The organism is Vibrio sp. J2-3(2022) (genome assembly GCF_021725735.1).
GTDB classification, from domain to species: Bacteria; Pseudomonadota; Gammaproteobacteria; order Enterobacterales; family Vibrionaceae; genus Vibrio; species Vibrio diabolicus.
On the sequence record NZ_JAKKCK010000005.1, the window covers coordinates 100,237 to 112,944 of the forward strand.

The 12,708-nt window shown below is 44.0% G+C and carries 14 protein-coding genes; 5 read left to right on the plus strand and 9 right to left on the minus strand.

Annotation, left to right across the window (positions count from 1 at the left end; genetic code table 11):
- Positions 1-27 precede the first annotated feature (27 nt).
- Together L3V27_RS17735 and L3V27_RS17740 are read right to left on the minus strand one after the other, a co-directional pair.
- Complete coding sequence (locus tag L3V27_RS17735) at positions 28-1,308, minus strand: CNNM domain-containing protein (protein ID WP_237312424.1); 1,281 nt, start codon at positions 1,306-1,308, stop codon at positions 28-30.
- A gap of 124 nt (positions 1,309-1,432) precedes the next feature.
- Positions 1,433-2,227: an inner membrane protein YpjD gene (locus L3V27_RS17740; RefSeq protein ID WP_047008980.1), complete on the minus strand. Its 795-nt coding sequence runs from the start codon at positions 2,225-2,227 to the stop codon at positions 1,433-1,435.
- Between the two features lie 224 nt (positions 2,228-2,451).
- Between L3V27_RS17740 and ffh the strand changes: the two genes are divergently transcribed.
- The 5 genes from ffh (at position 2,452) to rplS (ending at position 6,036) form a co-directional block, all read left to right on the plus strand.
- Entirely contained in the window at positions 2,452-3,834 is a 1,383-nt protein-coding gene (ffh, locus tag L3V27_RS17745; protein WP_005385423.1) for a signal recognition particle protein, read from the plus strand.
- Between the two features lie 209 nt (positions 3,835-4,043).
- Positions 4,044-4,292 (plus strand): 30S ribosomal protein S16, encoded by a 249-nt coding sequence (rpsP, locus tag L3V27_RS17750; RefSeq protein WP_005379962.1) that lies wholly within the window; start codon positions 4,044-4,046, stop codon positions 4,290-4,292.
- Between the two features lie 29 nt (positions 4,293-4,321).
- Positions 4,322-4,870 (plus strand): ribosome maturation factor RimM, encoded by a 549-nt coding sequence (gene rimM, locus L3V27_RS17755; protein ID WP_005379964.1) that lies wholly within the window; start codon positions 4,322-4,324, stop codon positions 4,868-4,870.
- Positions 4,871-4,897: 27 nt separating this feature from the next.
- Positions 4,898-5,641, plus strand: a complete 744-nt coding sequence (gene trmD / locus L3V27_RS17760; protein WP_005425529.1) for a tRNA (guanosine(37)-N1)-methyltransferase TrmD — start codon at positions 4,898-4,900, stop codon at positions 5,639-5,641.
- A 41-nt stretch (positions 5,642-5,682) separates the two neighbouring features.
- A complete protein-coding gene (gene rplS / locus L3V27_RS17765) occupies positions 5,683-6,036 on the plus strand; it encodes a 50S ribosomal protein L19 (RefSeq protein WP_005379971.1) in 354 nt (117 codons plus the stop codon).
- Between the two features lie 488 nt (positions 6,037-6,524).
- Here rplS and yacG read toward each other — a convergent pair whose 3' ends face one another.
- The 7 genes from yacG to L3V27_RS17800 all read right to left on the minus strand — a co-directional run bounded on the left by yacG (position 6,525) and on the right by L3V27_RS17800 (position 12,582).
- Positions 6,525-6,719, minus strand: coding sequence for a DNA gyrase inhibitor YacG (yacG, locus tag L3V27_RS17770; RefSeq protein WP_005396692.1), 195 nt, complete (start codon positions 6,717-6,719; stop codon positions 6,525-6,527).
- Positions 6,720-6,877: 158 nt separating this feature from the next.
- Entirely contained in the window at positions 6,878-7,618 is a 741-nt protein-coding gene (gene zapD / locus L3V27_RS17775; RefSeq protein WP_005396691.1) for a cell division protein ZapD, read from the minus strand.
- Between the two features lie 27 nt (positions 7,619-7,645).
- Positions 7,646-8,260 carry a dephospho-CoA kinase gene (gene coaE / locus L3V27_RS17780; RefSeq protein ID WP_047008979.1) on the minus strand — a complete coding sequence of 205 codons (615 nt, stop codon included), beginning with the start codon at positions 8,258-8,260 and terminating at the stop codon, positions 7,646-7,648.
- Entirely contained in the window at positions 8,261-9,130 is an 870-nt protein-coding gene (locus L3V27_RS17785) for an A24 family peptidase (RefSeq protein ID WP_237312426.1), read from the minus strand. It abuts the gene before it with no gap.
- Between the two features lie 64 nt (positions 9,131-9,194).
- Positions 9,195-10,418: a type II secretion system F family protein gene (locus L3V27_RS17790; RefSeq protein ID WP_017635918.1), complete on the minus strand. Its 1,224-nt coding sequence runs from the start codon at positions 10,416-10,418 to the stop codon at positions 9,195-9,197.
- A gap of 23 nt (positions 10,419-10,441) precedes the next feature.
- Positions 10,442-12,127 (minus strand): type IV-A pilus assembly ATPase PilB, encoded by a 1,686-nt coding sequence (gene pilB, locus L3V27_RS17795; RefSeq protein WP_237312428.1) that lies wholly within the window; start codon positions 12,125-12,127, stop codon positions 10,442-10,444.
- Positions 12,124-12,582, minus strand: a complete 459-nt coding sequence (locus L3V27_RS17800; protein ID WP_237312430.1) for a pilin — start codon at positions 12,580-12,582, stop codon at positions 12,124-12,126. Before L3V27_RS17800 ends, pilB begins: the two co-directional genes overlap by 4 nt.
- Between the last annotated feature and the right edge of the window lie 126 nt (positions 12,583-12,708).

Genomic DNA, 12,708 nt, shown 5'->3' on the forward strand with positions numbered 1-12,708 from the left:
CTGACATGAGCCAGGCTTTTCTTTTGGTTATTTGGATGTCGATTTTTTCTTCTTCGGATAAACACGAACGAGCTTGATGCGGTTTTCTTCAATCTCAACAAGCTCCATTGGATGACCAGCCACTCTCACGCTTAAATGGCTCTCTGGAATATCTTCCAGGTGCTCCAAAATAAGACCGTTTAACGTTCTTGGGCCATCCGTTGGTAAATCCCATTTCAGGCCTTTGTTAATATCTCGGATATTGGTGCTGCCTTCAATGAGGAAGCTTCCGTCACCTTGAGGACTGATTTCATCAGAAAGGCTTGGAGAAATCGAGGTCGTGAATTCGCCAATGATCTCTTCCAGAATATCTTCCAATGTCACCAATCCAATAATGTCGCCATACTCATCAACAATCAGACCAATACGCTGTTTGTTGCGTTGGAACTTTAACATTTGCACGTTCAGTGGCGTACCTTCCGGGATGTAATAGACTTCATCCGCAGCACGTAATAGCGTCTCTTTATTGAACTCGTTTTTTTCCAGCATCAGGCGGTAAGCTTCACGCAGGCGCAGCATGCCAACCACTTCATCAATTTGGTCACGATAAAAAACAATGCGTCCATGTGGTGAGTGGGTAAGCTGACGAACGATGGATTTCCAGTCATCATTAATATCGATACCGGTAATCTCATTGCGTGGCACCATGATGTCGTTCACAGTGACGTGCTCAAGATCCAAAATAGATACCAACATGTCTTGGTGTCGGCGAGGGATCAATCCGCCAGCTTCGTTTACTACGGTACGCAGCTCATCGGAACTAAGATGGTCTTCTACTGAGTGATCGGCTTTTACGCCAAGTAAACGAATAAAGCCATTCGTAATAAAGTTAACGAGCATCACCAAAGGCGATAGTAACTTCATCAATATGGTCAGTAGGATACTGCTCGCGTAAGACACGCGTTCAGGGTACAGCGCTGCAATTGTTTTTGGGGTAACTTCAGCAAAAACCAATACAACCATAGTCAGTGCACCGGTTGCGATAGCGACACCTAAATCACCATACAAACGCATACCAATAATGGTCGCGATGGCGGACGCGAGAATATTAACGAGGTTGTTGCCGATAAGAATAAGACCAATCAAACGATCTGGACGGTCTAATAGCCTTTCGACTCGCTTAGCGCCTTTATGCCCATTTTTGGCTAAGTGCTTTAAGCGATAACGGTTCAGAGACATCATCCCTGTTTCTGAGCCGGAAAAGTAACCTGATATGACGATAAGACACGCGAGTAGCGCAAACAAGATACCCGTAGAGATGTCGTCCAAAACGTTGCTGTTCCTTGTAAGTATTGGGTTATATAACGGTTGAGTAAGTCCGTTAAGTCAAAGGGTTAAGGCGTACTGTATTTTATCTAGCCTAAAATATAAAGGATAGGAGCCCTAGAGCTCCTTAATTCAAGATGATTTCTTTCACAAAGCGACTGCCAAAATACGCCAGAGTTAACAGCGTTGCCCCTGCGACAGCGAACCAAGTAACTTTTCTACCACGCCAACCTTTTTGATAATGACCCCAAAGCAGTATTGAGTACACAATCCAAGCGATGAAAGAAAGAATGCCTTTATGCGCTTTACCTTGAGCAAACATATCCTGCACAAAGACAAAGCCAGTAATGAGCGTGCCAGTTAACAATAAGTTACCGATCAAAATGATTTTGAATAGCTGACGCTCTACCATTAATAAAGGCGGCAGGTTTGGGTTAATCGCCAAAGATTTTTTTGTTTTCAGTTTGTGATCTAACCAAGCCAGCTGAAGTGCGTAGAGTGCACCGATAGTTAAAGTTGCGTATGAGAACAGCGCAAAAGAAATGTGAATGAGTAGCTTAGGGTCATTCTCTAGGTGCTTGATAAACGTGCTTGGCAAAAATGTGGCAGCAGATAAATTGATGGCAGCAAAGCTATAAACGACAGGTAATAAAAACCACAACCGATTTTTCAACATAGCAAGGCTCATGACCAGAGAAATAATAAAACTGATCAAGGAGGCTACGTTGAGAATACTAAGGTTTTGACCTGCACCATCAAAAATCAGATCACTCAAAATCCACGCATGAAAAACAAGCGCACAGGCAGCACTAGCAAACACTGTTTTTGCTTTGATTCCTGACTGCTGTGAGAGTCCGGGTATGATGGTCGCAATCGCCAAAACATAAAGTATGGCGGCCGCGATGGCTATTAAGCTATCCATGAATCCTAAATATTATTGTGCACAATGAGGAAATTATACCTTGCATTACACTTTGGGGCTACGTTATATCCGACATCAATCGTGAGAGATGAGATATTGAAATTAATAAGTTACCGCACCATATAGAAATAGAGACAAGAATAGAGCAGCGGTACGGGTATGACTCAGACCTTGGCTAATGTATACTCACACTAATTAATCGCCATTTTAGCGAAGAGACAAAGATGTTTGAGAATTTAACGGATCGATTATCCAAAACGCTGAAAAATATCAGTGGCAAAGGTCGTCTGACCGAAGACAACATTAAAGAGACCCTACGTGAAGTACGAATGGCCTTACTTGAAGCTGACGTTGCGCTTCCGGTTGTTCGTGAATTTGTTAACCGCGTTAAAGAAAAAGCGGTAGGTGTAGAAGTTTCTAAATCTCTGACTCCAGGTCAGGAATTTATCAAGATCGTTCAAACAGAACTTGAAGCCGTAATGGGTGAGTCGAATGAGGCGCTAAACCTTGCCGCTCAACCACCTGCTGTGCTTCTTATGGCGGGTCTACAAGGTGCGGGTAAAACCACATCGGTAGGTAAGCTATCTAAGCTTTTAAAAGAACGTGACAAGAAGAAAGTCTTGGTTGTGTCTGCCGACGTTTACCGCCCTGCGGCAATCAAGCAGCTTGAAACGCTGGCATCAGACATCGGTGTTGACTTCTTCCCATCATCACCAGACCAGAAGCCTATTGATATCGCCAATGCAGCGATTGACCATGCGAAGAAAAAATTCTACGACGTATTGATTGTCGATACCGCAGGTCGCTTGGCGATTGATGAAGAGATGATGGGGGAGATCAAAGATCTTCACGCAGCTATCAACCCAGTAGAAACGCTATTTGTTGTTGACGCTATGACGGGTCAAGACGCAGCAAATACAGCAAAAGCCTTTGGCGATGCGCTACCTCTTACCGGTGTGGTTCTAACTAAAGTTGATGGTGATGCTCGTGGTGGTGCGGCACTGTCAGTACGCCATGTAACGGGCAAACCAATCAAATTCTTGGGTGTCGGTGAAAAAACTGACGCGCTAGAACCGTTCCATCCAGATCGTGTTGCTTCACGTATTCTTGGTATGGGTGACGTTCTGTCTTTAATTGAAGACCTACAACGCAACGTTGACCAAGAAAAAGCAGAAAAGCTGGCGAAGAAGTTCAAAGAGAAGAAAGGTTTCGACCTTGAAGATTTCCGTGAACAGCTAGGCCAGATGCAAAACATGGGCGGCATGATGGGCATGATGGATAAGCTTCCTGGCATGTCTCAGCTACCAGACAATGTGAAAGACAAAGTCGATGACAAGATGTTCAAACAGATGGAAGCGATCATCAGCTCCATGACAATGAAAGAACGTCAACGCCCAGAGATTATCAAAGGCTCGCGCAAGAAGCGTATTGCGGCTGGTTCTGGTGTGCAGGTTCAAGACGTAAACCGCTTACTAAAACAGTTCACCCAAATGCAGAAGATGATGAAAAAGATGCAAAAAGGTGGCATGAAAGGCATGATGCGCAACATGCAAGGCATGATGGGCGGCATGGGTGGAGGCGGTGGTTTCAACCCATTTGGTCGTTAATTAATCGATCACGCATAGATTCAGGGTGTTAGGTACGTCACAAACTTTAAATTCAATTTATGTTGGTGAAAAAGTAACTAAACTCCTTGCATTGCTCCGGGAGAAGAGTAAAATTCCGGAGCTTTATTTTGGCACGAGACCCCAAACTGTTTAATTTCTTGAATGGTTTTTGGGGTTAATTTTATTTTTGAGAAAGCAAAGAGGACGACATGGTAACCATTCGTTTGGCACGTCACGGCGCTAAAAAGCGTCCATTTTATCAAATCGTAGTAGCGGACAGCCGCAACGCTGCAACTGGCCGTTTCATCGAGAAAGTTGGTTTCTTCAACCCAACTGCTAAAGGTCAAGAAGAAGGTCTACGTCTAGACCTAGACCGCGTTAACCACTGGGTTGGTCAAGGCGCGTCTGTATCTGACCGCGTTGCTAAGCTAGTTAAAGACGCTCAAAAAGCGGCTTAATTTTTTACTTGAAAAGTAGAAACTAGTTTATGTCGATGAAAGGTAAAGAAACAATGAGCAACGAAAAGATTGTTGTAGGCAAGTTTGGTGCTACTTACGGCATTCGAGGTTGGCTTAAGGTTTTTTCCTACACAGACAATGCTGAAAGCATTTTCGATTACAGCCCTTGGTATATTAACCAAAAGGGCAAGTGGGTTGAGTACAAAGTAGAAAGCTGGAAGCGCCATAACAAAGGTATGGTGGCTAAGCTGGAAGGCATGGATGTTCGTGAAGACGCGCATCTAATGACGAACTTTGAAATTGCTATTGACCCTGCGGTACTTCCTGAATTGTCAGAAGATGAGTTCTACTGGCGCGAATTGTTTGGGATGCAAGTTGTAACCACTAAAGGTTACGATCTAGGTGTCGTTACTGACATGCTAGAAACTGGCTCAAACGATGTTCTGGTTGTTAAAGCAAATCTTAAAGATGCTTTCGGGCAGAAGGAACGATTAATCCCGTTCCTTGAAGAGCAAGTGATCATTAATGTTGATCGCGAAGCTCAACGGATCGAAGTTGACTGGGATCCTGGATTCTAATCTCCAAAATTACAGAGCGAGATAAACATGTGGGTTGGCGTTATTAGCCTTTTTCCAGAAATGTTCCGTTCTGTTACTGATTTTGGAGTAACAGGTCAAGCGGTTAAAAAAGGTCTTTTGTCGATTGAGACTTGGAATCCTAGAGATTTTACTCATGACAAACATCGCACTGTCGATGACCGACCTTACGGTGGTGGCCCTGGTATGTTAATGATGGTTCAGCCTTTGCGCGATGCCATTCATACCGCGAAAGCAGCCTCACCGGGCAAGACGAAAGTCATCTACCTTTCTCCTCAAGGTCGCAAGCTCGACCAGAAAGGAGTAGAAGAACTGGCAACAAATGAGAACTTGCTTCTGATTTGTGGTCGTTATGAAGGGGTAGATGAGCGCATCATTCAATCTGAAGTTGACGAAGAATGGTCGATTGGTGATTTTGTGATGACGGGTGGTGAGATACCAGCCATGACGTTAATCGACTCTGTCTCTCGGTTTGTTCCGGGTGTACTAGGGGATTTCGCGTCAGCAGAAGAAGACTCTTTTGCAAATGGCTTGTTAGATTGCCCTCACTATACGCGTCCTGAAGTGTTGGATGACAAAGAAGTGCCAGCGGTACTGATGTCAGGCAATCACAAGGACATTCGTCAATGGCGACTAAAACAGTCGCTGGGCCGAACTTGGCTTAGAAGACCAGAGCTCCTGGAAAACCTAGCTCTGACTGACGAACAGGAACAATTACTTGCTGAGTTCATTAGTGAACATAACGCAAAGTAACCTAATTTATTTAGTATCAGTTTATTCTAGGAATTTAAAAAATGAGTAACATCATCAAAGCTCTTGAAGAAGAGCAAATGAAATCAGACCTACCTAAATTTGCACCAGGTGACACTGTTGTAGTTCAAGTTAAGGTAAAAGAAGGTGACCGTGAGCGTCTACAGGCTTTCGAAGGCGTTGTAATCGCAATCCGTAACCGTGGTCTACACTCTGCTTTCACTGTACGTAAAATCTCTAACGGTGAAGGTGTTGAGCGTACGTTCCAAACACACTCTCCAATCGTTGATAGCATCGAAGTTAAACGCCGTGGTGCAGTACGTCGTGCCAAGTTGTACTACCTACGTGAGCGTTCTGGTAAGTCTGCTCGTATCAAAGAGAAACTTGCTAAGAAGTAATGCTATAACTAGCGTTCTCATCTTAAACGGAGTCCTTTTAGGACTCCGTTTTTTTATTTTTGTAATTAGCTTGCTCGTTTCTTTTCACCCGACCTGCACTGTCGATGCTCATGCACTGACGTACACTCCGCGCCTCAGCCTTGCTCGAATAAAAATAGCTTTGCTAGATCACAAAATAGTCAGAGTAGAAAAGGGATGAATGAATACCGATTACAGACCGCAATGGTTAAAATTCGTCATTCTGAACAGCGACGAAGGAGCGTGATTCAGAATCTACTAGTCGAAAATGCAAGTGTTTAAGTTGTTAGCTTCATCCTTGCTGTGAGTAGATTCCTGATGTCGCTATGGCTCCTCGGAATGACGGCAAATGATGACCAAAGATTACAGGGCTCCGCGGTTAAAATTCGTCACTCTGGACAGCGACGAAAGAGCGTGATTCAGACTCCCCAAGAAGGAGCCTAGGATATTCCTTTACCCTAGTGCCTCAATTAATACTGGTCTTCAGACCAGCCATCACTGTCGGACATATCGGGGGCGCCTGGGATGGTGTTTTCTTCATCTGCCCATTCACCAAAATCAATCATTTGGCATTGTTTACTGCAGAAAGGGCGATGAGGACTTTGTTCTCCCCATTCTACGTCGGCGCCACATTGTGGGCATTGAACGATGGTAATTTTAGACATAGTTGAGCGTCCCATTACTAATTGGTGTTAAAGGGTAGTATACCTAAATGAATTCAAGATGGCTTATTCAACGCGCTATTGCCGCTACGAAATTTTATCCAATATAAGCGCAATAAAGCGTTGAATTTTAGATTGTGGGGGTGAGGCTTAGTACCGTCTTAGCTGCACACAGCAAGTTCAAACTCAATATCTTGTGTGCACGCTTGACCGTTTTCAAACGACATAAACTTGATCGCAAAGCGGTTTTTATGGCCAGAAATCATAGGATAAACGCCATATTCCATTGGGATGTGAAGTCTTAGAATATTAGCTTCATCAGCGTCACTTTGGAAGAAACCCGCACGACCGATTTGAGCTTTAAAATGTCCGGTCTCTCTAGTGAGCTTTAACCACAATGAAAGCGCATCAGACAAGGGCCTTAAGCTTGCTTGCCACTGCTGCGCATCATGCTTTTTGCGTTCAATGGGTAGGTGAAGCCAGTAATGTAACGCTGGCAAATCAAAACAGCATGAACCACCCGGTAGATTAAAGCGTTGGCGGATAGAGCTTAAGAAGCGATCTTCTTTTAGTGCTTGACCAAAACGCTCTGCACCCATCAGTTGGCTATGAACGACATCTATCTCTTGTAGTAGGGTATTTAATGCGTCTTGATCGACGCCATCAACATTTAGCCAATGGCGGTACGACAATCGTTGTTTCTCTAAATCTTTGGCCAGTTCACTTTTCAGCTGGATCTGTTCGAAGATTTCAACCATATCGAATAACGCACGGAAAAACAGTTGGTACTGGTGATTTTCGCTAAACCCAGAGGCCAAGTGAGCCTGACGCAGCAGAGACTCCACTCTTAGATAAATACGAGTTTTCTCATTTAACGGATGTTCAAATTTGTGCGTGGTCATCGACATAAGCCTTTGTGAGTTTCGTTCCTATTTTCGCAGATTTTTCTTACACATGGCTAGGTACTTTTCGTGCAAATCTGTGATTTGAAGCAAAAGATCTGGGTCACTTGGATTATTCTTAACCACATCGTCTGCAAGCGCGAGTCTTTGCTCTCTTGATGCTTGAGAGGCAAGGATAGCGCGAGCTTGTTCTTCACTCACATTGTCTCGTTTCATCGTGCGAGATATCTGTGTATTCGGTTCTACATCGACGACAAGAACTCGATCACACAAACTGTCTAGCTTGTTTTCTACGAGCAACGGCACCACAAGTAACGCATACTCTGAGGTGACTTGCTGCAAATCTTCGATCATCTTTTCACGAATTATCGGGTGCAACAGTGCGTTGAGCCATGCTTTTTCATCTGAGTTTGAAAAGATTTTCTCTCTCAGCTTTGCGCGATCTAAAGTTTGGTCTTCACGAACGATATCGTGACCAAAATGTTCAATAATCGCGTTTAGGCCGGGAGTGCCTGGCTCGACAACTTCTCTTGCTACAATGTCGGCATCGACGATATCGATTTTAAATTGTTGTTTGAACAGATTCGCGACGGTTGTTTTACCGCTAGCGATACCACCTGTTAAACCAATAACCAAAGCCATTTACACTCCTAGAACTGAAGTAAAGTACCAGTTTAAAATCTGGTCGCCCCAAATTAAGCTTATCCAACCAGCAATTGCTAAGTAAGGACCGAAAGGAAAAGCTTTTTCAATTCCCTGTTTTTGCAAGCGTAGTTGAATGATGCCAAATACGATGCCAACCACAGAAGAAAGTAGAATGATCATCGGCAGTGACTGCCAGCCCAGCCAAGCCCCTAGTGCTGCTAGTAGTTTAAAATCACCATATCCCATTCCTTCTTTACCGGTAAGTAACTTAAAGCCCCAGTAAACGGACCAGAGACATAGGTAACCAGCAATAGCACCAATGACAGAATCTTGTAGAGTAACAGGACTTATTTCGACTAATACTAAGGCAATGCCAGCCCAAGTTAATGGTAATGTTAATTGGTCAGGTAACAACATAGTATCGAGATCGATAAATGTTGCGGCGATTAAGATAAAAGTGAAAAAGAGTAGGGCAACGGTAAAGTAACTAAAACCAAAGTGGTAAGCGACAAAGCCTGAGCAGAACGCAGTGAGCAGTTCAATCAGTGGATAGCGTGCGCTAATGGCTGTCTGACAGTTGTGGCATTTGCCTTTTAAAAGCAGCCAGCTAATCACAGGGATGTTGTCTCGAATACGTATCGGCGTTGCGCACTTCTGACAGGAGGAGCGTGGGACGCTCAAGGTCAGCACTTCTTTAGGAGGTTCTATTTTGTATTCAGGAAATGACTCGGCACATTCGCGTCGCCATTCTAGTTCCATGATTTTAGGTAGTCGATAAATAACCACATTGAGGAAGCTACCCACGATCAGACCGAAGATGGTGGCAAACACAACGAATAGCCAAGGGTAGTACTGGAATACTTCCATATTTGTCTCTTGAGCGATGAGTGAAATCAGCAAGATGCTGTTTTAAAGGAGTTAACAGCTCATTCTAGCCCAATACACTCATTAAGTTAAAGATTGGCAAGTACATTGCTGTCACTAATCCGCCAACAACGATGCCTAAAAAAACGATAATTAGCGGCTCTAGAATTTTACTAAGGTTGTCGACGGTGTTATCGACTTCAAACTCGTAGATCGTTGCAACTTTATTGAGCATATCGTCAAGTCGACCAGACTCTTCACCGATCATGACCATTTGTAACACTAATTCAGGGAACACATTACAGTTACGCATGGCAACATACATTGGCATACCTGCGGCGGTATCACGGTAAACTTCTTCTATGGCGAGTTGATAGTGTAAGTTTCCTGAGGTTTTTGATGTGGTTTTTAAACTGGTTAGAATTGGAATACCCGCTGTAAAGCTTGTGGCGAGTGTTCGACTAAATTTGGCGATAGCAGCTTTTGATAATACAGGGCCCAGAACAGGAAATTTAAGCACAGAGCGGTTGAGCATTAAGCGAAAAGAATCTGAACGCTTAGAGAGGATTCTCGCCGAGATGAATAAACTAATGGAGCCTAGTGCGATAAACGGACTCCAGTTTTGTGTCCAGGCGGAAAGATCTAATACTTGCCTGGTAAACCAAGGTAAGTCAGCACCAAAACCAACAAACATTTTTTCAAACTCGGGAATGACTTTGGTGAGCATGATAAACGAGACGCCTAACGCTACTAGCACTACCATGGCTGGGTAAATCAGGGCTTTGATCACTTTCGCACGAAGCTGCTCATTTTTTTCTCGGTAGGTGGCTAAGCGCTCGAACACTTCCGCTAAGTTACCGGATTGCTCACCTGTTGCGATAAGGTCGGTATAGAGTGGGTCAAAGTGTTCACTTGCAGTGCGCATGGCTTTTGACATGGGTGTACCTGCCTCAACGGCGCGTGTTACGCTCATCAAAATGGATTTCATCTCTGCTTTTTTATGGTTTTCTGAGACCAATTTTAAAGCCTGAACTAAGGGGACACCAGTTATCAACATCGTCGAAATCTGACGGGTAAACACCGTGATGTCTCTGCCTTTCACGCGATGGCTGAGTTTAGTGAGAAACGAGATACTGCTTTTCTTTAACTTCTTGATCTTGATGTGCTGTGCGTCTAGACGCTCGCGTACTTCAATTTCTGTCATCGCGAGGGTTTGTCCAGACGTCTTTTTGCCTGAACTGTTGATGCCTTTCCAGCGGAAGTTTTTAAGTTGTGGTGTAGTGCTTTTCATAGAGGTGACTGCTGATTAAAGGATTAAAAATAAAGTACGCGCTGTAGTTCACTAAAACTTGTGATCCCTTGTTTGAGTTTTTCTATGCCCGACATTTGTAACGTGCTCATACCATTTGCGATGGCGAGTTTTTCTAGTTCATGTACCGAGGCGCCTTTAATAAGCGCTTCGGAAAGAAATTCATCAAAGCGCATCACTTCATAAATCCCCGTTCGGCCGGAATAACCATGGGTACACTCATTGCATCCATCGGGATTGGCTTTAAAAATGTTGTCGCTTGTTTGAATTCCGAGATGTTGTAGCTGAACGGTAAGCTCTTGTGATTGTTTACAGTGCGAGCACAGTTTACGGGCCAAGCGCTGGGCAATAATCAAACTAAGAGATGAGGCCAAGTTAAAGCTTTCTACGCCCATGTTTGATAAACGAATCACCGTTTCAGCCGCAGAGTTGGTATGCAAGGTTGAAAGTACTAAGTGACCAGTTTGCGATGCTTTGATGGCGATTTCGGCGGTATCTAAATCACGAATCTCACCGACCATTACCACATCGGGGTCTTGACGAAGAAAAGAGCGCAATGCCTCTGCGAAGCCAAAGCCGATCTTGGGTTGTACTTGTACTTGGTTAATGCCCGATAAGTTAATTTCTACCGGATCTTCTGCTGTGGAAATGTTGATTTCTGGCTTATTGAGAATACTCAGCCCAGTGTACAGAGAAACGGTTTTTCCGCTCCCGGTAGGGCCTGTCATCAGAATCATGCCTTGTGGGCGACGCAGCGCATCCAAGTACAATTGTTTTTGTTGTTCGCTATAACCAAGCTTGTCGATATCCAGTGACGCAGAGCTGCTGTCGAGCAGTCGTAATACAATTTTCTCTCCGAATAGAGTCGGTAGCGTGGATACACGCATATCAATCGCGGTGTCTTGATTCAACTTGAGCTTAATACGCCCATCTTGTGGTAAACGTCGCTCTGCAATATCAAGCTTAGAGAGGATTTTGATACGAGCGGATAAGCGGCGACTTAAGTGGCTTGGTGGCTGCTGTGTTTCAATTAAGATGCCATCACAGCGTAGGCGAACGCGGTACATCTTTTCATAAGGTTCAAAGTGGATATCGGATGCGCCTTTGCGCACAGCGTCCAACAGAATTTGGTTTATGTAACGGCTAACAGGAGACTCATCTTGGCTCAAGTCTTCAATGTTGTCGATTTCATCTGCGCCCACGTCAACCAGATTGGCTAACTCTTCTTGGTTGATCTCTTTTAATCCAGACTTCTCATGACTCAATGAACGACCATATAAGCGTCGAATTGCCGCGCTGAGTTGACGAAAATCCGCCAGCACCAGTTCAATCTGTAACCCAGTGGCAAAGCGGAAATCATCTTCTGCTTGTTGGTTGGTGGGGTCGACAACGGCGAGTAATAACGTTGAAGACGTACGCTGGAGTGGGAGTGCGTTATGTCGAGTGATTAATTCACGTAGACCGAGCTGTTGACAAAGCGAAGCATACTCGTACTGAGATAACTCGGGCTGATTTAAACCAAAGAGAGAACTTAAGTGCTCTACCAGTTCACTTGATGTAAAAAATCCAGAACTGAGTAAAGCTTCTGGCATCGAAATGCCAGAAGCTTTGACTTGCTCAAGTAACGATTCTTCTTGGGATAAGGTCAGTAACCCTTTTTGGCGAAGAATGGTTGAGAGGTTTGTTATCATTTTTTACAGGTTTTAGGTAAAAGCTCGTTTCCTAAATCAGTTGATTTACAGGTCCATTCTCCAGATGCTTTTGTTCGCGTTAATGTTAGATTTTGTTCTGCTACTAGAGAGCTAGCACCGCTTGCGACCGTTGTAAAAGTAAATTTAATTTCTCCACCGTCAGCGTCTGCACTTGTAAACTCTACGCTACCCAATGGCATGTTTGGTACCCCAAGACCCGCGGGGGTTGCATCTGAAACTGAGCCATCTGGAAATTTTCCATTTTCTACAGTGTACGCTTCGACATTGGTTTTTGCGCCGGTTAATGTGGCTAAGACTGATGCAACCTCAGACTTTGCAACATATTTTTGGTATTGTGGCATTGCAATTGCTGCCAACACACCAATTACCGCCACTACAATCATTAATTCAATCAGAGTAAAACCCTGTTGTTTTTTTTGTTTACTGTTTTTCATTTTTAACCCTTTCCTAAAAATTAATAATGCTCTTGCATTAGCGAAAGATTATGGAGAGTTAAAGTGGGTTGAAAATGGGGAAGAGATGGGCTCTCGAGTGAGATAAAACTCTTTGGTGAAAAGTTG

Coding starts and splice junctions, on each gene's coding strand:
- L3V27_RS17740 (WP_047008980.1), bottom strand. CDS start 2,227: ATGGATAGCTTAATAGCCATCGCGGCCGCCATACTTTATGTTTTGGCG.
- ffh (WP_005385423.1), top strand. CDS start 2,452: ATGTTTGAGAATTTAACGGATCGATTATCCAAAACGCTGAAAAATATC.
- rpsP (WP_005379962.1), top strand. CDS start 4,044: ATGGTAACCATTCGTTTGGCACGTCACGGCGCTAAAAAGCGTCCATTT.
- rimM (WP_005379964.1), top strand. CDS start 4,322: ATGTCGATGAAAGGTAAAGAAACAATGAGCAACGAAAAGATTGTTGTA.
- trmD (WP_005425529.1), top strand. CDS start 4,898: ATGTGGGTTGGCGTTATTAGCCTTTTTCCAGAAATGTTCCGTTCTGTT.
- rplS (WP_005379971.1), top strand. CDS start 5,683: ATGAGTAACATCATCAAAGCTCTTGAAGAAGAGCAAATGAAATCAGAC.
- yacG (WP_005396692.1), bottom strand. CDS start 6,719: ATGTCTAAAATTACCATCGTTCAATGCCCACAATGTGGCGCCGACGTA.
- zapD (WP_005396691.1), bottom strand. CDS start 7,618: ATGACCACGCACAAATTTGAACATCCGTTAAATGAGAAAACTCGTATT.
- coaE (WP_047008979.1), bottom strand. CDS start 8,260: ATGGCTTTGGTTATTGGTTTAACAGGTGGTATCGCTAGCGGTAAAACA.
- L3V27_RS17785 (WP_237312426.1), bottom strand. CDS start 9,130: ATGGAAGTATTCCAGTACTACCCTTGGCTATTCGTTGTGTTTGCCACC.
- L3V27_RS17790 (WP_017635918.1), bottom strand. CDS start 10,418: ATGAAAAGCACTACACCACAACTTAAAAACTTCCGCTGGAAAGGCATC.
- pilB (WP_237312428.1), bottom strand. CDS start 12,127: ATGATAACAAACCTCTCAACCATTCTTCGCCAAAAAGGGTTACTGACC.
- L3V27_RS17800 (WP_237312430.1), bottom strand. CDS start 12,582: ATGAAAAACAGTAAACAAAAAAAACAACAGGGTTTTACTCTGATTGAA.